This is a genomic window from Rhodanobacter sp. Root627, from assembly GCF_001427835.1.
Taxonomy (GTDB): domain Bacteria; phylum Pseudomonadota; class Gammaproteobacteria; order Xanthomonadales; family Rhodanobacteraceae; genus Rhodanobacter; species Rhodanobacter ginsenosidimutans.
The window spans coordinates 466682-492046 of sequence record NZ_LMGW01000002.1; the positions used below are offsets into that span (position 1 = coordinate 466682).

General features: G+C 66.0%; 22 protein-coding genes. 5 read left to right on the plus strand and 17 right to left on the minus strand.

What is annotated here, in order from left to right; genetic code table 11:
- Positions 1 to 36: 36 nt before the first annotated feature.
- The 14 genes from pal to ASD68_RS09470 form a co-directional block, all read right to left on the minus strand.
- Positions 37 to 546, minus strand: coding sequence for a peptidoglycan-associated lipoprotein Pal (gene pal, locus ASD68_RS09405; RefSeq protein ID WP_007080163.1), 510 nt, complete (start codon positions 544 to 546; stop codon positions 37 to 39).
- Positions 547 to 814: 268 nt separating this feature from the next.
- Positions 815 to 2131 (minus strand): Tol-Pal system beta propeller repeat protein TolB, encoded by a 1317-nt coding sequence (gene tolB, locus ASD68_RS09410; protein ID WP_056084062.1) that lies wholly within the window; start codon positions 2129 to 2131, stop codon positions 815 to 817.
- Positions 2132 to 2139: 8 nt separating this feature from the next.
- Entirely contained in the window at positions 2140 to 3081 is a 942-nt protein-coding gene (gene tolA / locus ASD68_RS09415) for a cell envelope integrity protein TolA (RefSeq protein WP_056082123.1), read from the minus strand.
- The gene (tolR, locus tag ASD68_RS09420; RefSeq protein ID WP_056606048.1) at positions 3068 to 3532 is read right to left on the minus strand and encodes a protein TolR; all 465 of its coding nucleotides are present in this window, start codon (positions 3530 to 3532) and stop codon (positions 3068 to 3070) included. Before tolR ends, tolA begins: the two co-directional genes overlap by 14 nt.
- A gap of 14 nt (positions 3533 to 3546) precedes the next feature.
- Positions 3547 to 4230, minus strand: coding sequence for a protein TolQ (tolQ, locus tag ASD68_RS09425; protein ID WP_056606051.1), 684 nt, complete (start codon positions 4228 to 4230; stop codon positions 3547 to 3549).
- A 74-nt stretch (positions 4231 to 4304) separates the two neighbouring features.
- Positions 4305 to 4709, minus strand: a complete 405-nt coding sequence (gene ybgC, locus ASD68_RS09430) for a tol-pal system-associated acyl-CoA thioesterase (RefSeq protein ID WP_056606055.1) — start codon at positions 4707 to 4709, stop codon at positions 4305 to 4307.
- 176 nt (positions 4710 to 4885) lie between these two features.
- Positions 4886 to 5926 carry a Holliday junction branch migration DNA helicase RuvB gene (gene ruvB, locus ASD68_RS09435; RefSeq protein WP_056606058.1) on the minus strand — a complete coding sequence of 347 codons (1041 nt, stop codon included), beginning with the start codon at positions 5924 to 5926 and terminating at the stop codon, positions 4886 to 4888.
- A 126-nt stretch (positions 5927 to 6052) separates the two neighbouring features.
- Complete coding sequence (locus ASD68_RS09440) at positions 6053 to 7954, minus strand: potassium transporter Kup (protein WP_056606061.1); 1902 nt, start codon at positions 7952 to 7954, stop codon at positions 6053 to 6055.
- A gap of 2 nt (positions 7955 to 7956) precedes the next feature.
- Positions 7957 to 8553, minus strand: a complete 597-nt coding sequence (gene ruvA, locus ASD68_RS09445) for a Holliday junction branch migration protein RuvA (RefSeq protein WP_056606064.1) — start codon at positions 8551 to 8553, stop codon at positions 7957 to 7959.
- The gene (gene ruvC, locus ASD68_RS09450) at positions 8550 to 9113 is read right to left on the minus strand and encodes a crossover junction endodeoxyribonuclease RuvC (protein WP_200945364.1); all 564 of its coding nucleotides are present in this window, start codon (positions 9111 to 9113) and stop codon (positions 8550 to 8552) included. The genes ruvA and ruvC overlap by 4 nt, the downstream gene beginning before the upstream one ends.
- A 108-nt stretch (positions 9114 to 9221) precedes the next feature.
- A complete protein-coding gene (locus tag ASD68_RS09455) occupies positions 9222 to 9944 on the minus strand; it encodes a YebC/PmpR family DNA-binding transcriptional regulator (protein ID WP_056082139.1) in 723 nt (240 codons plus the stop codon).
- Between the two features lie 93 nt (positions 9945 to 10037).
- The gene (locus ASD68_RS09460; RefSeq protein WP_056084068.1) at positions 10038 to 10667 is read right to left on the minus strand and encodes an alpha/beta hydrolase; all 630 of its coding nucleotides are present in this window, start codon (positions 10665 to 10667) and stop codon (positions 10038 to 10040) included.
- 79 nt (positions 10668 to 10746) lie between these two features.
- Positions 10747 to 12501: an aspartate--tRNA ligase gene (gene aspS, locus ASD68_RS09465; RefSeq protein WP_056606067.1), complete on the minus strand. Its 1755-nt coding sequence runs from the start codon at positions 12499 to 12501 to the stop codon at positions 10747 to 10749.
- A gap of 90 nt (positions 12502 to 12591) precedes the next feature.
- Positions 12592 to 12894, minus strand: a complete 303-nt coding sequence (locus ASD68_RS09470; protein WP_056082145.1) for a zinc ribbon domain-containing protein — start codon at positions 12892 to 12894, stop codon at positions 12592 to 12594.
- A gap of 262 nt (positions 12895 to 13156) precedes the next feature.
- On the opposite strand from ASD68_RS09470, the gene ASD68_RS09475 reads away from it, so the two are divergent.
- Positions 13157 to 15595, plus strand: a complete 2439-nt coding sequence (locus ASD68_RS09475) for a TonB-dependent receptor (protein WP_056606070.1) — start codon at positions 13157 to 13159, stop codon at positions 15593 to 15595.
- 77 nt (positions 15596 to 15672) lie between these two features.
- Here the strand turns inward: ASD68_RS09475 and clpB are convergent, their stop codons facing one another.
- Complete coding sequence (gene clpB / locus ASD68_RS09480; RefSeq protein ID WP_056607444.1) at positions 15673 to 18279, minus strand: ATP-dependent chaperone ClpB; 2607 nt, start codon at positions 18277 to 18279, stop codon at positions 15673 to 15675.
- 156 nt (positions 18280 to 18435) lie between these two features.
- On the opposite strand from clpB, the gene otsB reads away from it, so the two are divergent.
- The 3 genes from otsB to otsA are packed head-to-tail and all read left to right on the plus strand — an operon-like array spanning position 18436 to position 22482.
- Positions 18436 to 19278: a trehalose-phosphatase gene (otsB, locus tag ASD68_RS09485; RefSeq protein WP_056606073.1), complete on the plus strand. Its 843-nt coding sequence runs from the start codon at positions 18436 to 18438 to the stop codon at positions 19276 to 19278.
- Positions 19238 to 21058 carry a glycoside hydrolase family 15 protein gene (locus tag ASD68_RS09490; RefSeq protein WP_056606075.1) on the plus strand — a complete coding sequence of 607 codons (1821 nt, stop codon included), beginning with the start codon at positions 19238 to 19240 and terminating at the stop codon, positions 21056 to 21058. Before otsB ends, ASD68_RS09490 begins: the two co-directional genes overlap by 41 nt.
- The gene (otsA, locus tag ASD68_RS09495) at positions 21058 to 22482 is read left to right on the plus strand and encodes an alpha,alpha-trehalose-phosphate synthase (UDP-forming) (RefSeq protein WP_056606077.1); all 1425 of its coding nucleotides are present in this window, start codon (positions 21058 to 21060) and stop codon (positions 22480 to 22482) included. The genes ASD68_RS09490 and otsA overlap by 1 nt, the downstream gene beginning before the upstream one ends.
- Before the next feature lie 15 nt (positions 22483 to 22497).
- Here the strand turns inward: otsA and pgeF are convergent, their stop codons facing one another.
- Together pgeF and rluD are read right to left on the minus strand one after the other, a co-directional pair.
- Positions 22498 to 23256 carry a peptidoglycan editing factor PgeF gene (pgeF, locus tag ASD68_RS09500; RefSeq protein ID WP_056606081.1) on the minus strand — a complete coding sequence of 253 codons (759 nt, stop codon included), beginning with the start codon at positions 23254 to 23256 and terminating at the stop codon, positions 22498 to 22500.
- Positions 23257 to 23354: 98 nt separating this feature from the next.
- Complete coding sequence (rluD, locus tag ASD68_RS09505) at positions 23355 to 24329, minus strand: 23S rRNA pseudouridine(1911/1915/1917) synthase RluD (RefSeq protein ID WP_056606085.1); 975 nt, start codon at positions 24327 to 24329, stop codon at positions 23355 to 23357.
- 70 nt (positions 24330 to 24399) lie between these two features.
- Between rluD and ASD68_RS09510 the strand changes: the two genes are divergently transcribed.
- Positions 24400 to 25254 carry an outer membrane protein assembly factor BamD gene (locus ASD68_RS09510; RefSeq protein ID WP_056606088.1) on the plus strand — a complete coding sequence of 285 codons (855 nt, stop codon included), beginning with the start codon at positions 24400 to 24402 and terminating at the stop codon, positions 25252 to 25254.
- Positions 25255 to 25365: the final 111 nt, after the last annotated feature.

The following is a 25365-nucleotide window of genomic DNA, read 5'->3' on the forward strand; positions in this document are numbered from 1 at the left end:
ACCTGGCTGTGAAACGATTAGCCAGTTGCTTCATGCTTACTGCGCCGTGTAGACGATCTCGGCGCGACGGTTCTTGCTCCAGCAATCTTCATTGTGCTCGCGGCAAACGGGCTTCTCTTTGCCGTAGCTGATGACTTCAAGCTGGCTGGCCGAGCCACCGTTGGCCTGCAGCGCACTGGAAACCGCATTGGCACGACGCTCGCCAAGGCCGAGGTTGTATTCGCGGGTGCCGCGCTCATCGGTGTTGCCTTCGAGGCGGATATGCGCGCTCGGACGATCCTGCAGGTACTTGGCGTGGCACGCCATGATCTGCTGGAACTCCGGCTTGATCTCGGTCTTGTCGAAATCGAAATACACGACGCGCTGACGCAGGCAGGCATCGGTATCGAGGTCGGCGGGGGTGTACTTGCCATCGGACTCAGGGGCCTGAGTCTGGGCAACGGGCTCCGGTGCGGGGGCCTGCGGTTTGACTTCCTGCTTCTTGCTGCAAGCGGCCGCGCCGACACAGAGCAGGGCGACCAAAGCGACGCGAACGGTCTTATTCATGGTGACGTTCCTTCAAACGGGTTAGGTTCCAAACATACGACGACGATTATGACTACGGTTACAGGACAGCGATCGCCGGTGATTCCGGCTGTTATTTTTACACTCGATAGATCGACACCGCGTGATGCTTCTTCGTCGATTCGCTGGCGATAGCATCATGAGCGCCACTGTCGAAAACCGAGACGGTGCCTCTCGGCGCGTCTGCGGGCCCTTCCATGGACATCATGCCGGCACGCTCGCGCGCGCCGGCTCAATAATCATTGTTGAATCATTGTTGCCGATAGGGCCCCCAGGCCGGGTCGCTCACGTCGCCATCGGCCAAGGCCAGGCGCTGGCGAACCATGCCATCGGCAGAAACGGCATACAACACGCTGCGCGGCCCCTCGGTGGCGCCGTACAGCAGCATGCTTGCGTTTGGTGCCCAACTCGGCGAGAAATCCAGCGAACCGGGAGAAAGGAAGCGCACTTGACCACCCAGGCTGCGATCCATGACAGCAATACGATACACGTTCCCGTTGCCTTGCACCATGGCGATCTGTTTGCCGTCATAACTGACTGCCGGGTCGGCGTTGTTCTGCCCTTGGAAGGTCACCCGCTCGGCGCTGCCGCCGCTCGCGGAGACTTGGTAAATCTGCGGGCGACCGGAGCGATCCGAGGTGAAATAGATGCTCTGGCCATCCGGCGCCCAGACCGGCTCGGTGTCGATCGCGAGGTTGTTGGTCAGGCGGGTTTCATGCCGGCTGGCCACGTCCAGCGAGAACAGCTCCAGGTTGCCCACGTAGGACAAGGCCACCGCCAGCTTGCTGCCGTCGGGCGACCACGCCGGTGCGCCGTTGATGCCGCGCGGATGCGCCGAGATCAGCTGGCGCGAACCGGTGGTGATGTCCTGTACGTAGATCGAGGAATTGCCGCTTTCGAACGAAACGTAGGCAATCTTCTTGCCGTCCGGCGACCATGACGGCGACAGCAGTGATTCCTTGGAACGCGCCACGACCTGCGGGTTGTAGCCATCGGAATCGGCCACGATCAGCGAATAGGTGGTGTTGTTGCCCAGGCCCACGGCGGTGATGTAGGCAATGCGGGTCCAGAACGCGCCACGCACGCCGGTGATCTTCTGGTAGATCTGGTCGGCGATCTGGTGGGCCACGCCGCGCAGGTCACCGGTGGGTGCCGTGAACGCCTGCGCCAGCAGGCTCTGCTGCTTGTTGACGTCCCACAGTTCGTATTCGATCCGCACCGTGCCGTTGCCCGCGTCGCTGATGCGGCCAACGGTGATGTAGTCCTGCTTCATCAACCGCCAGGTCGGGAACTTGATGTCGGCCCCGCGCGAGGGGAATTCCACGATGTCGCTCTTGGCCAGCGAGCGGAATTTGCCCGAGCGGTTGAAGTCGTTGCGGATCACGTCGGCCACGTCGGTGGGCAGCGGCGCGCCGCCAGCTTGGGCAAACGGCACCACCACGATCGGCGTGGCCGTCTTGACGCCACCGACGATATCGACGTTGAGCGACTGTGCCGCCGCCGGGCCGGCCAGCAATGCCGCGATGGCCAGCAGGACGAGGGCGAGAGCTGAGTTCAATTTGCGCATGGGCTTGATCATTGCGGCCTGAAGGTGAAAGTTAGGTTGCGACGGAACACGCTCTCAAAACCCGTGTACGGCAGAGTCTTGGTTCGCAGCACCGCATTTTCGACCGAACGACGGCCAGCCTCGTCATACGGGCAGCTCGGATCGACCGTGGCGCTCATCACGTCTCCCCCTGGCAACTGCACGATATGAACCTGGCATGGAACAGCGGGCATGTTATCCGGCCTTAACCAATTGGGTGTGACCGCATTCTGAATGGCCGCTGCGTACGCATCGCTCAGATCGCTGTGGTCGGCGTTGTTGCCCGTTTGCCGTTGGGCCGCTGCCGGCAGATCGGATTGGCCATCGTCCCTGGCGTTTTTCAGGTCCTCCAATTGCTGGCGCGCCTGCTTCGCCTTGTTGTCCAACTGCTTGGTGCGGTTGGCGGCGGCGTCCATCTTGGCGAACATCTCGTCGATCTGTTTCTGCTTCTCTTCCTTCTGCTTGGCCATCTTGGCGTCCAGCTCGGCCTGTCGCTGGCGCTGCTTTTCTTCCTGCAGCTTCTTGGCGTCCTCCGCTTTCAGCAGCGCATCGGCGACGATCCGCTCCTGGTCCTTCACGTCCGGATGCTCGGGCGGCGGCGGCAGGGTTTTCACCTGCGGCGCTTCCACCTGCGGTTTCGGCGGCGGCGTGGCGGGCGGTGGCGGCACCGTATTGGGGACCGGCTTGGTCTTGACCGACTTGGGCGGCGGACTGCCGGTGGGGCCGATCAGGGTGGCCTCGATGACCGGGCCCTGCAGTTGCAGCGGCTTGGAGCAGGTGATCGGGTTCATCCAGGCCGGCAGGCCCAGGGCGTTGAAGAAATTCTCGTAACTCGCGCACGGCAACACCGCGAGGAACAGAAACCCCACGATGCCGATGTGCAGGATGGCGGAAAGTACGACCGCCTTCGGCGTCGCCTTACTTTCGTCCATCGGAGCTGCTCTTGCCCTGGCCTTCCGTACCGGCGGGCTGCCCCATCAGGCCCACTTTGGCCACGCCGGCCTGCTGCAGGTCGGTAAGCACCTTGAACACGCCGCCATAGTTGCCGCGCGTGTCGCCGGCCACCAGCACGCTGACCTGGGGGTTTTCGCGCACGAACGCGCCCACCTTCAGCTTGAGGCCGTCCTCATCGATCGGCTCCTGCTTGGCGCCGCTCATGGTGAGAAACAGCGAGCCGTCCTGGCCGACCGAGACCACGATCGGATCCTTCTTGTCCTGCATCGACTTGGCGTCGGACTGCGGCAACTGCACGTCGACGTTGGAATTGAGCATCGGCGTGGTGACCATGAAGATGATCAGCAGCACCAGCATCACGTCGATGTAGGGCACCACGTTGATTTCGGATTTGAGCTTGAAGCGCTTCGGGCGCCGCGGATTTCGCATGGCTGCTGCTCCGCTCAGGCCGCGTCGTCGGTCTGGATCTGCCGCTGCAGCACGGAGGAGAACTCCTCCTGGAACACGTCGTAGCGCGAGGCAATGCGCTCGACCTTGTTGGCGTAGCGGTTGTACGCCCACTGCGCCGGGATGGCCGCGAACAGGCCCATGGCGGTGGCGATCAGTGCTTCGGAAATGTGCGGGGCGACCACGGCGATGGTCACGTCCTTCATTTCGCCCAGCCCCTGGAATGCGCCCATGATGCCCCACACCGTGCCGAACAGGCCCACGTACGGGCTGATCGAACCGACGTTGGCCAAGAATTCCAGGTTGCGCTCCAGCAGGCCGATTTCGCGGGTGCCGGTGACTTGCATCGCGCGCTCGGCGCCTTCGACCACGCTGCGCGTGTCGTGCGTCTTGCGCTGGCGCTGGCGGGCGAACTCGCGGAAGCCGGATTCGAAGATGTTCTCGATACCGCCTTCGCCGCCGCGATTGCTCACCTCGCGAAACAGCTGCGCCAGATCACCGCCGGACCAGAAGCGCTCCTCGAAGCGCTCGGCGTTCTCCATGGCTGTCTTGGTCTGCGAATACTTGCGGATGATGATCACCCACGACAGGAAGGAGAACACCAGCAGGACCAGCAGCACCAGTTGCACCGGCAGGCTCGATTGCGAGACCAGCGTGAAAATATTCAGTCCACCGTTCATTGCTTGAAGGTTCTCCGCCAGTCGGCTGGGTTGTGGAAGCCAAGGTTATCGTCGTCAGATGCCGGCGAGCGCCATCAGAACAACCGCGCCACGTCCGGGGGAATCGGCGCCGGTCGCATCTGATGAATGTCCACGCAGGCCACGCGCACGCTGGCGCGAATCAGGCAGGTGCCATCCGCGCGCGTGATCGTCTGGTCGAACAGGATACTGGCTGCGCGGCGCTCCATGACGGCGACCGTTGCCTGCAGTTCATCATCCAGCAGGGCCGGCTTGAGGAAGTCGATCTGCATGCCGCGCACCATGAAGGCCAGCCCGGTGGCCTGTTTCAGCGCGAACTGATCGACCCCGAGCGCGCGCAGCCATTCGCTGCGGGCCCGTTCCATGAAGCGCAGGTAGCTGGCGTGATACACCACGCCGCCCGCATCGGTGTCTTCCCAGTAGACGCGGATGGGCCAGGCGAAGGGGGCGGTCGAGGACATGGGTGGCTCGCGTTTCGACAAAGTCCGACAGCATGCAGCCTGCCTGCGCGATGTTCAAATCCCGGCGAATTCACCGGCGAGGCCCGGTGCAGCGCACGGTGGGAGCGACTTCAGTCGCGATGCTCCGAGTTGGAAAAGGCCAGAGCATCGCGGCTGAAGCCGCTCCCACAAGCAGCCTAGGGACCGGCGTCGAACAGGTCCGCCGCCTGCGCCTGGCGCGGCGGCGGCACCAGGCCCAGATGCCGCCAGCCCTTGGCGCTGGCCATGCGGCCGCGGGCGGTGCGGATCAGGTAGCCCTGCTGGATCAGGTACGGCTCGACCACGTCCTCCAGCGTGCCACGGTCCTCGCTCAGCGCGGCGGCCAGCGACTCCACGCCGACCGGGCCGCCGTCGAAATTCTCGATGATCACGCCCAGCAGGCGGCGGTCCAGCTCGTCGAAGCCTTCCGGGTCGATCTTCAGCATGTCCAGCGCAGCCTGCGCCGCGGCCAGGGTGATCTCGCCGTCGGCGCGCACTTCGGCGTAATCGCGCACGCGGCGCAGCAGGCGGTTGGCGATGCGCGGCGTGCCGCGCGAGCGACGGGCGATTTCCTGCGCCCCTTCCGACGCGCAGGCGATGCCCAGGATCTTCGCGGCGCGGCGCACGATCGCGGTGAGCTCGTCGGCGGTATAGAACTCCAGCCGCTGCACGATGCCGAAGCGGTCGCGCAGCGGCGCGGTGAGCATGCCGGCGCGAGTGGTGGCGCCGATCAGGGTGAATGGCGGCAGATCCAGCTTGATCGAGCGCGCGGCCGGGCCCTCGCCGATCATGATGTCGATCTGGAAATCCTCCATCGCCGGATACAGCACCTCCTCGACCACGGGCGACAGGCGGTGGATCTCGTCGACGAACAGCACGTCGTTCGGTTCCAGATTGGTCAGCAGCGCGGCCAGGTCGCCGGCGCGCTCCAGCACCGGGCCGGAGGTGGAGCGCAGGTTGACGCCCAGCTCGTTGGCGATGACATGGCTGAGCGTGGTCTTGCCCAGGCCTGGCGGGCCGAAGATCAGCACGTGGTCCAGCGCACCGCCGCGCCTGGCAGCCGCCTCGATATAGATCGACAACTGCTCGCGCACCGCCTGCTGGCCCAGATACTCGTTGAGCCGCTTCGGCCGGATCGTGGCTTCCAGCGCCTCGTCGTCGAGCTGGGCAGAGGCGGTGATGATGCGGTGGTCGGTCATTGGCGTTGCGGGAATGGGGAATGGGGAATGGAGAATGGGAAGAGCAACCGGCTCGACCCTCGCCCACGATACCTCAGCAGCAACGCTATACCGATTCCCTATTCCCTATTCCCCATTCCCGACGCCTCAGATCTCCACCTGCGCCCCCAGCTCGATCAGCCGGTTGCCGGGGATCTGGAAGAACGCGGTGGCCGGCAGCGCGTTGCGCGACAGGATCACGAACAGCTTGTCGCGCCACAGCGCCATGCCGGGGCGTCGCGCATCGGCCACCACGTTTTCGCGCGACAGGAAGAAAGTGGTGTCCATCATGTCGAAGCCGAGGCCTTCGCGACCGCACAGGCTCAGCGCCAGCGGCACGTTGGGGTCCTCGGCAAAGCCGAAGCGCAGTTCCAGGCCGTGGAAATCGCTGCCCATCGCGGTGATCTGCACGCGCTCGGACGCTTCGGCCACCGGCGTTTCCAGAATCTCCACCGTCAGCAGCACGTTGCGCTCGTGCAGCACCTTGTTGTGCTTGAGGTTGTGCAGCAGCGCGTGCGGCACCGCGTTCTGGTTGGCGGTGAGGAACACCGCGGTGCCCGGCACGCGCAGCGGCGGGTGCTCGGCGATGTTCTCGATGAAGGGCGCCAGGGCTAGGCCGGATTGCTTGATCTCGCGTACCACCAGTTCGCGGCCGCGGCGCCAGGTGGTCATCATGGTGAAGATCACCACGCCCAGCACCAGCGGGAACCAGCCGCCGTGCGCCACCTTCAGCAGGTTGGCGCCGAAGAACGACAGGTCGATGATCAGGAACAGCACGCCCACCAGCACCAGCGTGGGCCAGTTCCAGTGCCAGCGCTTGCGCGCTACCACCAGCGCCAGCAGCGTGGTCATGGTCATGGTGCCGGTCACGGCGATGCCGTAGGCGGCGCCGAGATTGTCCGAACTCTGGAAAAACAGCACCGCCACGATCACCAGCACCATCAGCATGCGGTTGACCCACGGCACGAAGATCTGCCCGGACATTTCGCGCGAGGTATGCACCACCGCCATGCGCGGCGAGTAACCCAGCGACATCGCCTCGCGGGTCATCGAGAACGCGCCGGAAATCACCGCCTGCGAGGCGATCACGGCGGCCGCCGTGGCCAGCACGATCATCGGGTACAGCAGCGCCTCGGGCACCATCCGGTAGAACGGGCTCTCGATCGCCAGCGGGTCGCTCAGCAGCAAGGCGCCCTGCCCGAAATAATTCAGCACCAATGCGGGCAACACGAAACCGAACCACGCCACGCGTATGGGTTTCTTGCCGAAGTGGCCCATGTCCGCGTACAGCGCCTCGGCACCGGTCAGCGCCAGCACCACGCCACCCAGCGCGATGAACGAGGTGTCGCCGTGGCGGATGAAAAAGCGCACCCCGTGCCAGGGATTGAGCGCATACAGCACTTCGGGATTGGCCAGGATCTGCCGCGCACCCAGCAGCGCCAGCACCAGGAACCACACCGTCATCACCGGCGCGAACGCCTTGCCGACCTTGTGCGTGCCGTAGCGCTGCACCGCGAACATGCACAGCAGGATCACCAGCGCGATCCACACCACGTACTGCCCCAGCCCGGGCGCGGCAATCTGCAGGCCTTCCACCGCACCCAGCACCGAAATGGCGGGAGTGATCACGCCGTCGCCGTAGAATAGCGAGGCGCCGAAGATGCCGAACGCGGCCAGCGTCCAGCGTGCCCGCGCCGAGCCGCTCATCGAGCGCTGCGCCAGCGCCATCAGCGCCATGATGCCGCCCTCGCCCTTGTTGTCCGCGCGCATCACGAAGGTCACGTACTTCAGCGACACCACGATGATCAGCGACCAGAACACCAGCGACAGCACCCCCAGCACGGCCGCTGGCGTGGGCGTCATGCCGTGGGTGCCCAGCGTTTCCTTCATGGTGTACAGCGGGCTGGTGCCGATGTCGCCGAACACCACGCCGATCGCGCCCAGCGCCAGCGCCGTCACCCGGCGTTTGGTCTCGGGCGATACTTCGCCGCCTGCGTTTTCCGTATGCACGGTCAGGCCCCCAGCGCGGCGCGCAGCGCCTTGCGGATGATGGCCTCGGCGCTGTCGCCCTCGGCGGCGACTTTCTGCACCAGCCGCGTGGCTTCCACCGGCTTGTAGCCCAGTTGCTGCAGCGCCACGGTGGCTTCGCCGGCCGCATCCAGCGGCGCACCGGCGCCGGGCAACGTGGTGCCGGGCAGGCTGGACAGGCCATCGACGCGGTCGCGCAATTCCACCACGATGCGTTCGGCGGTTTTCTTGCCGATGCCGGGAATCTTGGTCAGCGCCACCACATCGCCAGCTTGCACCAGTCGCGCGAAATGGTCGGTGGAGACACCCGACAGCACCGCCAGCGCGATCTTCGCGCCGATGCCGCTGACCTTGAGCAGATTGCGGAACAGCGTGCGCTCGCTTTCGCGCAGGAAACCGTACAGCGCAGCGCTGTCTTCCTTCACCGCGTAATGGGTCAGCAGGATCACTTCCTTGCCGATGCCGGGCAGGTCGTAGATGGTGGACATCGGCGCGTCCACCTCGTAGCCGAGGCCGCCCACCTCGATCAGCAGCGAGGGCGGTTGCTTCGACAGCAGCGTGCCGCGCAGACGGCCGATCACCGGCGCCGCCTCCAGGCCGTGCGCGGAATGCCCACGCGAGCCAGGCTGGCGCGGGTATGCGCATGCGTCACGGCGATCGCCAATGCATCGGCGGCGTCGGCCTGAAGCGGACCTTTCAGCCCCAGCAAAATGCCGATCATGTGCTGTACCTGCGCCTTGTCGCCGCGACCACTGCCGACCACGGATTGTTTCACTTCGGTTGCCGCATATTCGTGCACCGTGATCCCCTGGCTGACCACCGCGCAGATCGCGGCACCGCGCGCCTGCCCCAGCTTCAACGCCGAATCCGGGTTGCGCGCCATGAACACGCGCTCGATGCCGCACTCGGCCGGTTGATGGGCGGCGATGATGTCACACAGTTCGTCAAAGATGCGTTTCAGCCGCAACGGAAACGTGGCCTCGCCCGCCACCGCCAGCGCGCCGTGGAACACATGGGTCAACTTGCCCGTGCCATCCACGTCGATGATGCCCACGCCCGTGCGCTGGCTGCCGGGGTCGATACCCAGGATGCGTACCGCATGGGATTCGGGATTCGGGATTCGGGATTCGGTCAAAGCCACGGCTCGCACCTTCTCACTTCGCGAGCGCTGGAGCGAGCCGTGGGGCCCGCCTGGTCGCGCTTTTGCGAATCACGAATCCCGAATCCCGAATCCCGACGCCTTGCTGCTTCACGCCGGCAGCAAGGCGTTGTGCGACACGTCGCTCACATCATCCAGCGCATCGAGTTTTTCGAGCAGGTCGATCAGGGTTTCCTGAGCTTCCTCCGGCACCGCCACGCGATTGTTGGGGCGCATCACCACGCCGGCGTGCGAGGCATCCAGGCCCGCGGCGATCAATGCCTGCTGCACGGCTTCGAAGCTGTCCGGCGCGCACAGCACGGCACTTTCGCCGTTCTCGTTGATGACGTCGTCGGCACCGGCTTCCAGCGCCGCTTCCAGCACCTTTTCCTCGGCTGCCTCGTCGCCGCCGGTCTCGAACACCAGCTCGCCGCAGCGGTTGAACTGGAACGCCACCGAGCCGGTGGTACCCAGGTTGCCGCCGTGCTTGGTCAACGCGTGGCGCACGTCGGCCACGGTGCGTACGGGGTTGTCGGTGAAGCAGTCGATGATCAGCGCGATGCCGGCCGGGCCGTAGCCCTCGTAACGCAATTCCTGCATGTCGGCGCCGCCGTCGGTGCCGGCGCCGCGCTTGATCGCGCGGTCGATGGTGTCGCGGGTCATGTTGGCCGACAGCGCCTTGTCCACCGCGGCGCGCAGTCGCGGGTTGCCTCCAGGGTCGGCCACGCCGGCACGCGTGGCGACGGTGATTTCGCGGATCAGCTTGGTGAATACCTTGGCGCGCTTGGCGTCTTCGGCGTTCTTGCGACCTTCGATGGACGGGCCTCTACCCATGGCGTTGCCTGCACTCGACTCATTGGACAAGCGGCCAATTTTACCTGATTTCCGCCCCGGTGCCGGTACCTGCGTACGCGTGCCGCAGCCTGCTCACTCGACGGGGAAGTGGCCATCGCGCAGGAAAAGCCCCGCTCGCCGCGCCACGTCGGCCGAAAACAGCAGTCCGGTGTGGTTGGCTTCCACCACGCAATGCGCGGTCAGGCCGGCCAGGCGGGTTTCCTCGACCGCCACGGTGCCGTCGTGCTCGCCGTCCAGATGGCCGAGCACGGCCCCCAGGCCCAGCGGCGTGCAGCCGGCGATCACGCCCACTTCGCGGGTGCCGGTCCAGCGCTCGAAGCCCTGCTCCAGCAGCTCGCGGTTATGGCCGAGCAACACCTCGCCGCCGCGTCCCCACGCGGAAAAATTGCGGGCCGCGGCGCTGCCTTTCAGCGGCGAGCCCAGGCAGACGACACGCCCGGACGGCAACTCGGCGCCCAAGCAGGCGCGCAGCGCCAGCAGGCCGCCGAGGCTGTGGCCCACCAGATGCACCGGCTCGCCATCGGCACCCAGCGCGAGCATGCGGGCCTGCAACTTGTCGAGGATGCGCTGCTGGGTGGCGGCCACACTCAAGTAGTCGAAGCGATCGACCTGGAACCCCGCCTCGCCCAGCCGGCGATGCAGCATGGCCAGCGCGAAGCCGCGCATCCACAGGCCATGCAGCAGGATCACGTGATCGGACATCGACATCCGGGGAATGGGGAATAGTGAATGGGGGATCGCAAAAGCGGGACATGGCGAACCATGCCCCGCGTTCTACACCTTATTCCCTGACGGCCACGTGCAGCTCCTTGAGCTGCGTGGCATCCACCATCGAGGGCGCGTCGGTCATCAGATCCTGCGCGCTGGTGGTCTTGGGGAAGGCGATCACGTCGCGGATCGACTCGGTGCCGGCCATCAACGCGGCGATGCGGTCGATGCCGAACGCCAGGCCGCCGTGCGGCGGCGCGCCGAACTTCAAGGCTTTCAGCAGGAAGCCGAACTTGGCCTCGGCCTCGTCCGCGCCGATGCCCAGCAGTTCGAACACCGTGCTCTGCATCTCCGGTCGATGGATACGGATCGAGCCACCGCCGATCTCGTTGCCGTTCAGCACCATGTCATAGCCGCGACTCACCGCGTTGTGCGGGTCGGCGCGCAACTGCGCGGCGTCATCCACCTTGGGCGCGGTGAACGGGTGATGCAGGGCCACAAAGCGCTGGGCCTCGTCGTCGTATTCGAACATCGGGAAGTCGGTGACCCACAGCGGCTTCCAGCCTTCCTCGACCAGGCCGCGATCCTTGCCGACCTTCAGCCGCAGCGCGCCCATGAAATCGGTGACGGTTTTCCAGGCGCCGGCGCCGAAGAACACGATGTCGCCGGTCTGCGCACCGGTGGTTTTCAGCACACCATCCAGCGCCGCATCGTCGAGGAACTTCGCCACCGGCGAATTGATGCCGTCGCGACCTTTCGCCAGATCCTCGACCTTCAGCCAGGCCAGACCCTTGGCACCGTAGCGCGCGGCGTACTCGGTCAAGCCGTCGATGTCCTTGCGCGACAGCGTGCTGCCGCCGGGCACGCGCAGCGCGGCCACGCGGCCGCCCGCATCGTTGGCCGGGCCGGCGAACACCTTGAACTCGACATGCTTGACCGCCTCGGCCACGTCCACCAGCTCCAACGCAATGCGCAGGTCGGGCTTGTCCGAACCGAAGCGACGCATCGCCTCGGCCCAGGTCATGCGCGGGAAGCTGGCGTCCAGCTCCACGCCCTGCACTTCACGGAACACGTGGCGAATCAATTCCTCCACGAAGTCCTGCACGTCCTGTTCCTCGACGAAGGCGAACTCCAGGTCGAGCTGGGTGAATTCGGGCTGGCGGTCGGCGCGCAGGTCCTCATCGCGGAAGCAGCGGGCGATCTGGTAGTAGCGGTCGAAGCCAGCCACCATCAGGATCTGCTTGAACAGCTGCGGCGACTGCGGCAGCGCGTAGAACTGGCCCGGGTGCACGCGGCTGGGCACGAGATAATCGCGCGCACCTTCCGGCGTGGCCTTGGTCAGGATCGGCGTCTCCACATCCTGGAAACCGCGCTCGTCCAGATAGCGGCGCAGCGTCTGCACCAGACGGATGCGCTTGCGCATCATCGCCTGCATCTCGGGGCGGCGCAGGTCGAGGTAGCGGTAGGTCATCCGCATGTCCTCGTTCGGGTTCTCGTGCAGCGCGAACGGCAGGTCCTTGGCGGCGTTGAGGATCTCGACCTTGTCGGCCAGCAGCTCGATCGTGCCGGTTTTCAGCTTGTCGTTGACCGACAGCCGCGGGCGGATGGTGCCGGTGACGCGCAGGCAGTACTCGTTGCCGATCTCGCCAGCCACCGCAAACGCGTCGGCGTTGTCGCGCTCGACCACCACCTGTGCCAGCCCTTCATGGTCGCGCAGGTCGACGAAGGCCACATGGGCCTGCAAACGGATCTTGTTGACCCAGCCGCACAGGGTGACGGTCTGGCCGATCAGCGACTCGTCGATGAGGCCGCAAAGATGCGTACGCATGCGCTTGGAACTCCGGGCCGCGTTGGCGGCAAAAACGGGGGAAAAGACTGCGAATCTTACCACTGCCGTCATCACTGCGGCGGCGGCGACTCAGCTCTTGCTGCCGGCCGACGGCGCCGGAGCGGGCGATGGCGCGGGCGCCGGGGCCGGGCTGGCGGCCGGTTTCGCGGCGACGCTGTGGTCACCGGCGAGGTTGCGCTTCTTGTCGCCATCCTTCTTGAAGTCGGTCTCGTACCAGCCGCTGCCCGCCAGCCGGAACGACGGCGCGCTCACCATCCGGTGCAATTGCGGCTCGCCGCAGGCGGGGCAGACCGTGGGATCGGCATCGGACAATTTCTGCAGATGGTCGAAGTGATGGCCGCAATGCTTGCATTCGAATTCGTAGATGGGCATGAAAAACTCCGTAGTCGATCGATCGCGATGGCGATGGAAACTCGCCATTATCGACCCGCAACACCGGATTTCAACGTACCACCGTACCCATGGGCGCAGCCGCCCCGCCGGCGTAGTCTCGGCGCCCGGGCATGCGAAAGCGCGGCCATCGCCGGGGTCGCAGCTCCATTTGGACGTCTATACGTCTATTGACGCGCGCGACAAGTAAGCCTAACCTGCAGCCCGTTGCACCGCAGCAATTCCTTCCCCACGGAAATCCCCCATGAGCAAGCACTCCGATTCGAGCCGAACCGCCTGGCTGCCCGCACTGGCGTTGCTGGCGCTGTCCACCGGCGCCGCCGCGCAGGACGCCACCGCGCCATCCCCCACCAAGGCCCAGCGCCTGGACGCGGTGATCGTCACCGGCACCCGCGCCGACAACCGCACCGAAAGCAGTTCGCTGACCCCGATCGACGTGGTCTCCGCCAAGGTATTGCAGCAGACCGGCACCACCGAGTTGTCCACCGCGCTGGCCCGGATCATCCCGTCGCTGACCTTCCCACGGCCCACCGCCGCCGACACCGCCGATGCACAGCGCCCGGCGCAGCTGCGTGGTCTGTCGCCGGATCAGGTGCTGGTGCTGGTGGACGGCAAGCGCTGGCATCCGGGCGCCATCATCCTGACCAACGGCGTGCTGGGCCGTGGTTCGCAGGCGGTGGATCTGAACACCATCCCGATGGCCGCGATCGACCACATCGAAGTGCTGCGCGACGGCGCATCCGCCCAATACGGCTCCGACGCCATCGCCGGCGTGATCAACGTGGTGCTGAAGAAGGGTGGCGAGGGTGGCTCGCTCGACGTCACCGGCGGCCAGTATTCGGCCGGCGATGGCCGCTTGTGGAAGGCCGCCGCCAGCTTCGGGATTCCGCTCAACAACGATCAGGGCTGGCTGCGCTTTACCTTGCAGGATGGCAGCCAGAATTACACCAACCGTGCCGGCGTGGATCGCAACCGGCCCGAGGAAGGCGTGCGCCAGCGCTACGGCGACCCGGCGGTGAAGGACCACAACCTGTTCCTCAACGGCCAGTACGACCTCACACCCGGCGTGCAACTCTACGCGTTCGGCCATTACGGCAGGCGCCAGAGCGAGTCGACCGCGTTCTTCCGCAACACGGCACATTCCAACGCCGCCCCGTCGATCTACCCCACCGGCTACCTGCCGCTGGAAGATGCCGATTCCACCGACCAGTCACTGGTGCTGGGCCTGCGCGGCAAGACGGCCGGCGGCTGGCGCTGGGACGTGAGCGGCAACTACGGCGCCAACCGGGTGTCGTACGCCACGATCCACAGCGTCAACGTGGCCTGGCTCAACGACTTCGGCAGCAGCCCGACCAGTTTCCATGACGGCATCCTCAAGGCCACCCAGCAATCGTTCGACATCGATATCGCCAAGGAATTTTCGCTGGGCTGGCTGCCCAACCCGGTGACCCTGGCCTTCGGTACCGAGTACCTGCGCCAGACCTACGAGATCGCGGCGGGCGACCCGGCCTCCTACTACGTGGGCACCTCCGGGCGCAGCGGTGGCGCGCAGGGCTTTGGCGGCTTCCAGGCCGCCGATGCGGGCTCGCACGCGCGCCACAACGTGGCCGAGTACGTGAACCTCGAAACCAACCTCACCGATCGCCTGGGCACCTCGCTGTCGGTACGCCATGAGGATTACTCGGACTTCGGCACCACCACGTCGGGCTCGCTGGCCGCGCGTTTCGATTTCACCGACAGCTTCGCCTTGCGCGGCAGCGCCTCCACCGGCTTTCGCGCACCGTCGCTGGCACAGCAGTACTACACCTACACGTCGTCGCTTTATTACGGCGCGAGCAACGTGCCGGATGGCCTGACCCAGGGCATCTACAACACCGGCATCGTGTCCCCCACCAGTGCGATCGGATCGCTGCTGGGCGGGCAGCCGCTGAAGCCGGAGAAATCCAGGAACTACACCGTCGGCCTGGTATGGAACCCGACCGATGCGCTCAACCTCAGCGTGGATCTCTACCAGATCGAGATCGACGACCGGATCAGCCTGTCGAGCAATCTCTCGATCGCCTCGCCGGAGGCCCAGGCCTACCTGGCCGCCAACGGCGTCGCCAACACCAACTACAGCCGGGTGGCCTACTTCACCAACGCGGTGGACACGCGCACCCGTGGCGTCGACTTCGTGGGCAGCTACCAGTCGGATTTCGGTGATGCCGGTACGCTGCAGAGCACGTTGAGCTACAACTACAACAAGAACGAGGTCACCAGCGTCAAGCCCAACCCCGAAGCACTGAATGCGCTGGGGCTGGACCTGCAGCGCATCGACCGCCGCGACGAATTCGGCCTGCTGGCTGACAGCACGCCGCGCAGCAAGCTGATCGTCAACGAGCTCTACACGTTCGGCCGCTGGAGCTTCAACGGCACACTGACCCGTTACGGCAAGTTCACCTCCTACGCCACCAGCAACGCGGCACTGGACCAGACCTACGACAGCAAATGGCTGCTCGACCTGGCGGTGAACTACAACCTCGACAAGTGGACGTTCACCCTCGGCGGCGACAACGTGCTCGACACCTACCCCGACAGGACCATGGTCGGCAACGACAACAACGGCACCATGCCCTATTCGGTGCTTTCACCGTTCGGCTTCAACGGCGCCTATGTGTACGGCAAGGTGGCGTATCGCTGGTAAGGCCTGCGCAACGGCCGCATGAAAAAGCCCCGGCGCGAGCCGGGGCTTTTTTTGTGTCGCCGGCAAACGGCCGGCGGTCAACCGGGCTGGGCACCGATCTTGCGGAACTCCAGCTGGCCGTGTTCGGCCACCACCTCGATGGTGTCGCCGCTCTGGAACTGGCCCTGCAGGATCTGCCGTGCCAGCGGGTTTTCCAGCTGCTGCTGGATCGCCCGCTTCAGCGGCCGCGCGCCGTAGACCGGATCGAAGCCCACGTTGCCCAGCAAGGTCAGCGCCTCATCGCTGACGTCCATGCGCAACTGACGCTCGGCCAGGCGCTTCTCCAGGTACTGCAGCTGGATGCGCGCAATCGCACGGATCTGCGCCTTGTCCAGCGGACGGAACACCACGATCTCATCCAGCCGGTTGATGAACTCGGGCCGGAAGTGCACCTGCACCACGCCCATCACGGAGGCCTTCATCTGGGTGTACTGCTCTTCCGCGTCGCCGCCGTTTTCGGACGCGTCCTGGATCATCTGCGAACCCAGGTTCGAGGTCATCACGATCACCGTGTTGCGGAAATCCACGGTGCGGCCCTGGCCATCGGTGAGGCGGCCGTCGTCCAGCACCTGCAGCAGGATGTTGAACACGTCCGGATGCGCCTTCTCCACCTCGTCCAGCAGGATCACGCTGTACGGCCGGCGGCGCACGGCTTCGGTGAGGTAACCGCCTTCCTCGTAGCCGACATAGCCGGGAGGCGCGCCGACCAGGCGGCTCACCGAGTGCTTCTCCATGAATTCGCTCATGTCGATGCGCACCATGGCGTCGGTGGTGTCGAACATGAATTCGGCCAGCGCCTTGCACAGCTCGGTCTTGCCCACGCCGGTGGGGCCAAGGAACAGGAACGAGCCGTTCGGCCGGTTCGGATCGGACAGGCCAGCGCGCGAGCGGCGGATCGCATCGGCCACGGCGTGCACCGCCTCGTCCTGCCCGACCACGCGCTTGTGCAGCTCGTCCTCCATCTTCAGCAGCTTGTCGCGCTCGCCTTCCAGCATCTTGCTGACCGGGATGCCGGTCCAGCGCGCCACCACCTCGGCGATTTCCTCGGCGGTGACTTTGGTCTGCACCAGCTTGAAATCCTGCGTCTCGGCGGTCTGCGCGGCGGCGAGCTGCTTCTCCAGCGCAGGCAGCTTGCCGTACTGGATTTCACTCATCCGCGCGTAATCCTGCGCGCGCCGGGCGGCCTCCAGATCCTGGTTGGCCTGCTCGATCTGCTCCTTCACCTTGGTGGTGCCTTGCAGCGCGGCCTTCTCGGATTTCCAGATTTCGTTGAGGTCGGAGAACTCGCGCTCCAGCTTCTCGATGTCGGTTTCCAGATCGGCCAGGCGCTGCTTCGACTCGCTGTCCTTTTCCTTCTTCAGCATCTCGCGCTGGATCTTGAGCTGGATCAGCCGACGTTCCAGTCGGTCCAGTTCCTCGGGCTTGGAGTCGATCTCCATACGGATGCGCGAGGCGGCCTCGTCCATCAGGTCGATCGCCTTGTCCGGCAGTTGGCGGTCGGCGATGTAGCGGTGCGACAGCGTGGCGGCGGCCACGATGGCCGGGTCGGTGATCTCCACGCCGTGATGCACGGCGTAGCGCTCCTTCAGCCCGCGCAGGATCGCGATGGTGTCCTCGACCGATGGCTCGCCCACGAACACCTTCTGGAAGCGCCGCTCCAGCGCGGCGTCCTTCTCGATGTACTTGCGATATTCGTCCAGCGTGGTGGCGCCGATGCAATGCAGCTCGCCGCGTGCCAACGCCGGCTTCAGCATGTTGCCCGCATCCATCGAGCCTTCGCCCTTGCCGGCGCCGACCATGGTGTGCAGCTCGTCGATGAACAGGATCACGCGGCCTTCCTGCTTCGAAAGGTCGCTGAGCACGGCCTTCAGCCGCTCTTCGAACTCGCCACGGAATTTTGCGCCGGCGATCAACGCGCCCATGTCCAGCGCCAGCACGCGGCGGCCACGCAGGCCCTCCGGCACTTCGTCCTTGATGATGCGCTGGGCCAGGCCTTCGACAATCGCCGTCTTGCCCACGCCGGGCTCGCCGATCAGCACCGGGTTGTTCTTGGTGCGCCGCTGCAGTACCTGGATGGTGCGGCGGATTTCCTCGTCGCGACCGATCACCGGATCGAGCTTGTTTCGCTCGGCGCGTTCGGTGAGGTCGATGCAGTATTTCTCCAGCGCCTGGCGCTGCTCCTCGGCGTTCTCGCTTTGCACCTTTTCGCCGCCGCGCAGCTTCTCGATGGCCGCTTCGAGATTCGCCTTGTTCGCGCCCGCGGCCTTCAGCGCCGTGCCCAGCTCGCCCTTGTCCTCCAGCGCCGCCAGCACGAACAGCTCGCTGGCGATGAACTGGTCGCCGCGCTGCTGGGCCAGCTTGTCGGTGAGGTTGAGCAGGCGGTTGAGGTCATTGCCGAGGTTGATGTTGCCTTCCTCGCCGCTGACCCGCGGCAATCGTTCCAGCATGTCATTGACGCGCTGTTGCAGCGCCGGCACGTTGATCTGCGCCTGGGTCAGCAACGGCGCGGTGGAGCCGCCCTGCTGGTTGAGCAGCGCGGCCATGACATGGGCCGGTTCCAGCATGTTGTTGTCGCGGCCCACGGCCAGCGATTGCGCGTCGGCCAGCGCCTGCTGGAAACGCGACGTGAGTTTGTCCATTCGCATCGTGATGTCCACCATCGAGGTTGGCGCGAGGCGCGCCGCTGACATGCGACATGCGGACGGACGCCGATGATTCAAGCGCATCGGCAGCCATGCGAGTCGCTCGACCGCGCCTCCTCGCAAACTTCCTTTCACACCGCGTTTGCTAGAGTCATCCGGATGTCGACCGCGAATCCCGCCACCGCGACCGCGCCACCGGCCGCACTTCCACCGCCGCCCCTGCCCGCCGCCGATGCGCGCTGGGCGCTGTTCCTCGACGTCGATGGCACCTTGCTGGATTTCGTCGACGACCCGTTGGCGGTATCCGCCGGCGCCCCGCTGCGGGAGCTGCTGCACGCGCTGCATCGGGCGCTCGATGGTGCGATGGCGCTGGTCAGCGGGCGTGGTCTGGCTGACCTTGACCGCATTTTCGGCGCCTCGCACTGGGCCGCTGCCGGCCTGCACGGCCTGCAGTTGCGGCGCGTCGATGGCAGCGTTCGCGAGATCGCCACCGACCCCGCGCAGCAGGCGCAGCTGTGCCGCGCCGCGCAGGCGCTGGCCGCCCGTTTCGAGGGTGTGACGTGGGAGGACAAACACAACGGCGTCGCCCTGCATTGCCGTCGCGCGCCCGCGCAGTTCGCGCCGCTGCAGGCGGCGGCCATCGCCCTGCTGCCACAGCTGCCCGGCTACGAACTGCAGCCAGGCAACCTGGTGCTGGAGTTCAAGCCCGCGGGCATGGACAAGGGCAAGGCGCTGCTGGAGTTGCTGGACAGCGAGCCATTTTTCGGCCGCTTGCCGATCTACCTGGGCGACGACCTCACCGACGAGCATGCTTTTGCCAGCATCAACGAAGGTCATGGCATCAGCGTGCGCGTGGGCAACCGTGAACCCACCCATGCCCGTTTCACATTGTCTGGCCCTGCTGCCACGCAAGCTTGGCTGGATCGCGTCCTGGACGCCCTGATGCAAGGAACCCCCGCCCATGCCCCAATCCCCGGAGGCCACACTGCCCGCCAGCCTTGAGCTTGGCGTGATCGGCAACGGCAGCGTTGCCGCACTGATCGACAGCCACGCGCGCATCGTATGGTGCTGCCTGCCCCGCTTCGACGACGACGCCAGCTTCTGCGCGCTGCTGTCACCCACCACCGAGGGCGGCGACTGGTCGATCGAGCTGGAGGATTTCGACCACGCCGAGCAGTACTACCTGCAGAACACCGCCGTGCTGGTCACCCGCCTTTTCAGCCGCCACGGCGACGCGGTGGAGATCATCGATTTCGCGCCCCGGCATCGCTCCAACGGCCGCTTCTACCATCCGGTGATGCTGGCGCGCCGGGTCAGCCCGATCAGCGGCTCGCCGCGCATCCGCGTGCGCTTGCGCCCACTGTGCGACTACGGCGCGCGCGTGGCGCCCACCACGTCGGGCAGCAATCACATCCGCTACCTGCTGACCAGCGTGGTGCAGCGCCTGACCAGCGACGTGGCCACGCCGCTGATCGAGCGCGGGCTGGCGTTCGGGCTGGATCGTCCAGCCCATTTCATCTTCGGCCCCGACGAAACCCTCAGCGAAAGCCCGACGGTGTTCTTCCACCTGATGCTGGAGCGCACGCTGGAATACTGGCGCGAGTGGGTGCGCTACCTGTCGGTGCCGTACGAATGGCAGGACGCGGTGATCCGCGCCGCGATCACGCTGAAGCTGTGCCAGTACGAGGCCACCGGCGCCATCGTGGCGGCGCTGACCACCTCCATCCCCGAATCCGCCGGCACCGCGCGCAACTGGGATTACCGCTACTGCTGGCTGCGCGACGCCGCGTTCACCGTGCGCGCGCTGAACCGTCTGGGCGCCACCCGCACGATGGAGGAATACATCCGCTACGTGTTCAACCTGATCGCGGCGCAACCGGATCCGGAAACCGGCGACGCGGAGATCGGACCAGTGTTTGGCATCACCTTCGAGCGCGAGCTGACCGAGCGCCAGGTGCCCAGCCTGGCCGGCTACCGCGGCATGGGTCCGGTGCGCGTGGGCAACGACGCCTGGCGCCAGCGGCAAAACGATGTGTACGGCTCGGTGGTGCTGGCCTCGGCGCAGTTGTTCTTCGACCGCCGACTGGAGCACCGCGGCGACAAGCTCACCTTCCAGCGGCTGGAACGCATGGGCGCACTGGCGCTGCGCACCGCCGAGGAGCCGGATGCCGGGCTGTGGGAGTTCCGCGGCCGCGCCGCGGTGCACACCTACTCGGCGGCGATGTGCTGGGCCGCCTGCGACCGGCTGGCGCACATCGCCACCGAACTGGGGTTGGACGACCGCGCCCGCTACTGGCACGACGCGGCGGTGCAATTGCATGCGCGCATCGAGGCGCGCGCGTGGAACGCCGAGCTGGGCCATTTCGTGGATGCCTACGATGGCCATCATCTGGACGCCAGCCTGTTGCTGCTGGCCGACATCGGCTTCGTCGAGCCGATGGACCCGCGTTTCATCGCCACCGTGGACGCCATCGGCGCGGCTCTGGGCCGCGGCGAATACCTGTTCCGCTACATCGCCCCGGACGATTTCGGTGCGCCGGAAACCAGCTTCAACATCTGCACGTTCTGGTACATCGAGGCGCTGGCCGCCACCGGCCGCAGGGATCGGGCGCGGGCGATGTTCGAGCACATGCTGAAGAAGCGCACTGCGCTGGGGTTGTTGTCCGAAGACCTTGCACCCGACAGCGGCGAGCACTGGGGCAATTATCCGCAGACGTACTCGCTGGTGGGGCTGATCCAGGCCGCCATGCGCCTGTCGCGCCGCTGGGAGGATGCCTTGTGATGGCCAACCGCAACACCAAGGGGCGCCTCGTTGTCGTCTCCAACCGCGTGGCCTTGCCGCGACAAACCGCGACCGGCGGCCTTGCCTCCGCGCTGCAGGCGGCGCTGCATGAACTGGGCGGCCTGTGGTTTGGCTGGAGTGGAAAGCTGGCCGCGGAAACCGGTGCCGAGGTGCATCGCCTGCACGACGCCAAGGTGGATTACGCCACCATCGACCTGTCGCGCGCCGACCACGACGACTTCTACACCGGCTTCGCCAACGGCACGCTGTGGCCGATGCTGCATTACCGCCCCGACCTGGTGGATTACCAGCGCAGCCATCTGGAAGGCTATCTGCGCGTCAACGAGATCTTCGCCCAGCACCTGTGCAAGCTGATCACGCCAGAGGACGTGCTGTGGGTACACGACTATCACCTGATTCCGCTGGCCGCGATGCTGCGCCAGCGCGGCGTCAGGAACCGCATCGGCTTCTTCCTGCATACGCCGTTGCCGGCCGCCGGCCTGCTGATCGCCCTGCCCAACCACCGCGAGTTGCTGGAAACCCTGGCCAGCTACGACCTCATCGGCGTGCACACCACCCGCGACCTGCGCGCGCTGGAGGACTATTTCCTGCATGAGGCGGGCGCCTCCATGCGCCTTGGCGGACGCATGCGCTCGGCCGGCGGGCGGATATTCCGCGCCGCGGCGTTCCCCATCAGCATCGACACCGCGGGTATCGCCAGGACGGCCAGCGACGCCCGCGCGCACAAGGAGATCAACCAGCTGCGCACCAGCCTGGATGGGCGCGCGCTGATCATCGGCGTCGACCGGCTGGATTATTCCAAGGGCTTGCCGCAGCGCTTCGAGGCGTTCGCGCGGCTGCTGGAACGCGCACCGGAGCTGCACCGCCAGGTCACCTTCATGCAGATCGCACCGCCCTCGCGTGGCAGCGTGCTGGAATACCGGCAGATCCGCCGCGAACTGGAACGCAGCGCCGGCCACATCAATGGCAAGTACGCGACCCCCGACTGGGCGCCGCTGCGCTACATCAACAAGTCGTTTCCCCACCGATTGCTGGCCGGCTACTACCGCAGCGCGCGCGTCGGCCTGGTGACGCCGCTGCGCGACGGCATGAACCTGGTGGCCAAGGAATACGTGGCATCGCAGAACCCCGACGACCCGGGCGTGCTGATCCTGTCGCGCTTCGCCGGCGCGGCGCAGGAGCTCACCACCGCCTTGCTGGTGAACCCGGCCGATACCGAAGAGGTGGCCGACGCGCTGCAGCGCGCGCTCAACATGCCGCTGCCCGAACGGCGCGACCGCTGGCGGGCGATGATGAAGGTGCTGGAGCACAACGACATCACGTTCTGGCGCAAATCCTTCCTCAGCGCATTGACCGAAAAAGCGCCGGTGGCGCAACGGCGGGTTGCCGAGACGCTGGGCTGAGCGACGCGCGGTGCGTCAGCCGCGCCTGGACGGTTCCAGCCAGATCAGGCTGGCGAAACGGCCGCTGCCCGCGGCATCACGGCGGTACGAATAAAAGCGGGGATCGGCAAGAGTGTCGAAACCACCGCCGCTCACGTGCCGGACCCCGGCCACCTGCAGACGCTGGCGTGCCAGCCCGGCCAGATCGCACAACCAGTGGCCGGGATGCGTCGGCTCGAAGCACGCCGAGGCGACGGCATCGCTTGCCACGAAAGCCGCGCGCACCTCGTCGCCCACTTCATACGACGCCGCGCCGATGCACGGCCCCAGCCATGCCAGCACGTCGCCGCGCGGCGACGCCATCTGCTCCAGCGTCGCCTCCAGCACACCGCCGGCCAACCCGCGCCAACCCGCATGCGCGGCGGCGATTTCACGCCCATCCACGGCGCAGAACAGCACCGGCAGGCAATCGGCGGTGAGGATGGACAACACCGTACCCGGCACCCGCGACACCGCCGCATCGGCCACCGGCTCGTCGGCGCTGGGCAACGGCCCCAGCTCGGCCACCTCGCGACCGTGCACCTGCCGCAACCAGCGCGGCGCCGCCGGCAACGCCAAGGCCTGTTGCAAGGCACTGCGATTGGTCGCCACCGCCTCGGCCACGTCGCCATTGCGCAGGCCAAGGTTGAAACGCTCGAACGGCGCCGCGGACACACCCGGCCCGTGCCGCGTAGTGACCGCCGCATGCACCTGCGGCGGCGCGGGCCAGTCGGGGAAAATCCAGGATTCGGTCATTTTTTCGGGAATCGGGAATCGGGAATCGGGAATCGGGAATCGGGAATCGGGAATCGGGAATCGGGAGCGTCGCACGCCTTGGGGTTTTCTTCCCCTCCTCAGTAATGATCCGAGCCGTGTTCGGCCAGGTCCGCTCGCAACGCCTCGATCAGCAACCGCAGGTCGGCCGGCCGTTCGGCGCTGAAGGACACCGTTTCACCGGTGGCGGGGTGGATGAAGGACAGCTTTTCGGCGTGCAGCGCCTGGCGCCGAAAGCCGCGCAGCGTGGCAGCCAGTTCCGCTGAAGCGCCCTTGGGCAGCTTCAGCCCGCCGCCGTAGAGCGGATCACCGATCAGCGGATGCTGGACATGCGCCAGATGCACGCGGATCTGGTGCGTGCGCCCGGTTTCCAGCTGGCACTGCACCAGGCTGTGGGCGCGGAAGCGTTCGCGCAGCCGGTAGTGGGTGACGGCGCGCTTGCCGTCCTCCTCGTCGCGCACGGCCTGGCGCAGGCGGTCGCCCATGCTGCGACCGATGGGTTCATCGACCGTGCCGCCGGCCACCATCGTGCCCAGCACCACCGCCTCGTACTGGCGCTCCACCTCGTGTCGCGACAGCAGGTCGACCAGTGCCGTGTACGTAGGCAGCGTGCGCGCCACCACCATCAGGCCGGAGGTGTCCTTGTCCAGCCGGTGCACAATGCCCGCACGGGGCAGTTCGGCCAGCTTGGGATCGCGGAACAGCAACGCGTTGAGCAGGGTGCCCGCCGGATTGCCGGCGCCCGGGTGTACCACCAGGCCCGCCGGCTTGTTCAGCACCAGCAGGTGGTCGTCCTCGTGCACGATGTCCAGCGCGATGTCTTCCGGCGCGCTGGTGACCTCGTTCTCCAGCTCCGCCTGCAGCACCACCTGCTCGCCACCGCGCAGCAACTGGCGCGGCGGCACCTGGGCGCCGTCGAGCGTCACCGCGCCGGACTTGATCCAGCCGCTGAGACGCGAGCGCGAATAATCCGGGAACATCTCGGCCAAAGCCTGGTCGAACCTGCGTCCTGCGGCGGTCAATGGCACCGCCGCTTCCTGCCTGATGGTGGTCACGCCGGGCTCCGCGAGGCCGGGCCGGTTTCCGCTATCATGCCTTTTCGATCAAACATCTGAATTCTTTCCCATGCGCGTAATGAAGTTGCCGAAGTTCGACTTGCCTGTCCTGAAGGGGCTCGTCGTGATCGCCGTGGTCGTGTCGCTGAGCGCCTGCTCCATATTCCGGAGCAAGCATGACTCGCTCGACACGATGCCGGTGGACGCGCTGTACAACAAGGCGCACGTCTCGCTGGAGAAGTCCGATTACGCCGCCGCCGGCAAGGCCTACGAACGCCTGATCGCACGCTTCCCCTCGGGTGAGTACAACGAACAGGCGCAGCTGGAACTGGCCTATGCGCAGTACAAGGCCAACCGGCCCGACGACGGGCTTTCGACGGTGAACCGGTTCATCAAGACGTATCCGACCAACAAGCACGTCGATTATGCCTACTACCTGCGCGGCCTGATCAATTTCGATCGCACCAGTGGCGCGATCGAGCGCCTGCTCAAGCGCAGCGACCAGCAGTCGCGGCGCGACCAAGCTTACAACCTGCAGGCGTTCGACGATTTCTCCGAGCTGGCGCGCCGCTTCCCGGACAGCGCCTACACCGCCGATGCGCGCCAGCGGATGATCTACCTGCGCAACGTGCTGGCCCAGTACGAGATCAACGTGGCCGAGTTCTACCTGCGCAACAAGGCTTATGTGGCCTCGGCCGATCGTGCCCAGTACGTGATCGAGCATTACCAGCAGGCACCACAGACCGGCGACGCGCTGGCCATCCTCAGCCGCAGCTACCTGTCGATGGACCAGAAGGACCAGGCCGAGCAGGTGCGCAAGGTGCTGGCGCTGAACTATCCCGATCATCCGTATCTGGACGACCCCAAGTGGCCGCACCCGCCGTCCACCTTGCGCAAGATGGTGCCGTTTTCGGGGCATCATTGAGGGGGGCGGTTGGGTGAAGGAAAAAAACCGGCGTTGAGCCGGTTTTTTTTGTGTCGGGTGCGGGAAGAGGGGGCGATGGCGGTGGGCGGGATCGCTCCATAGGCATGATCG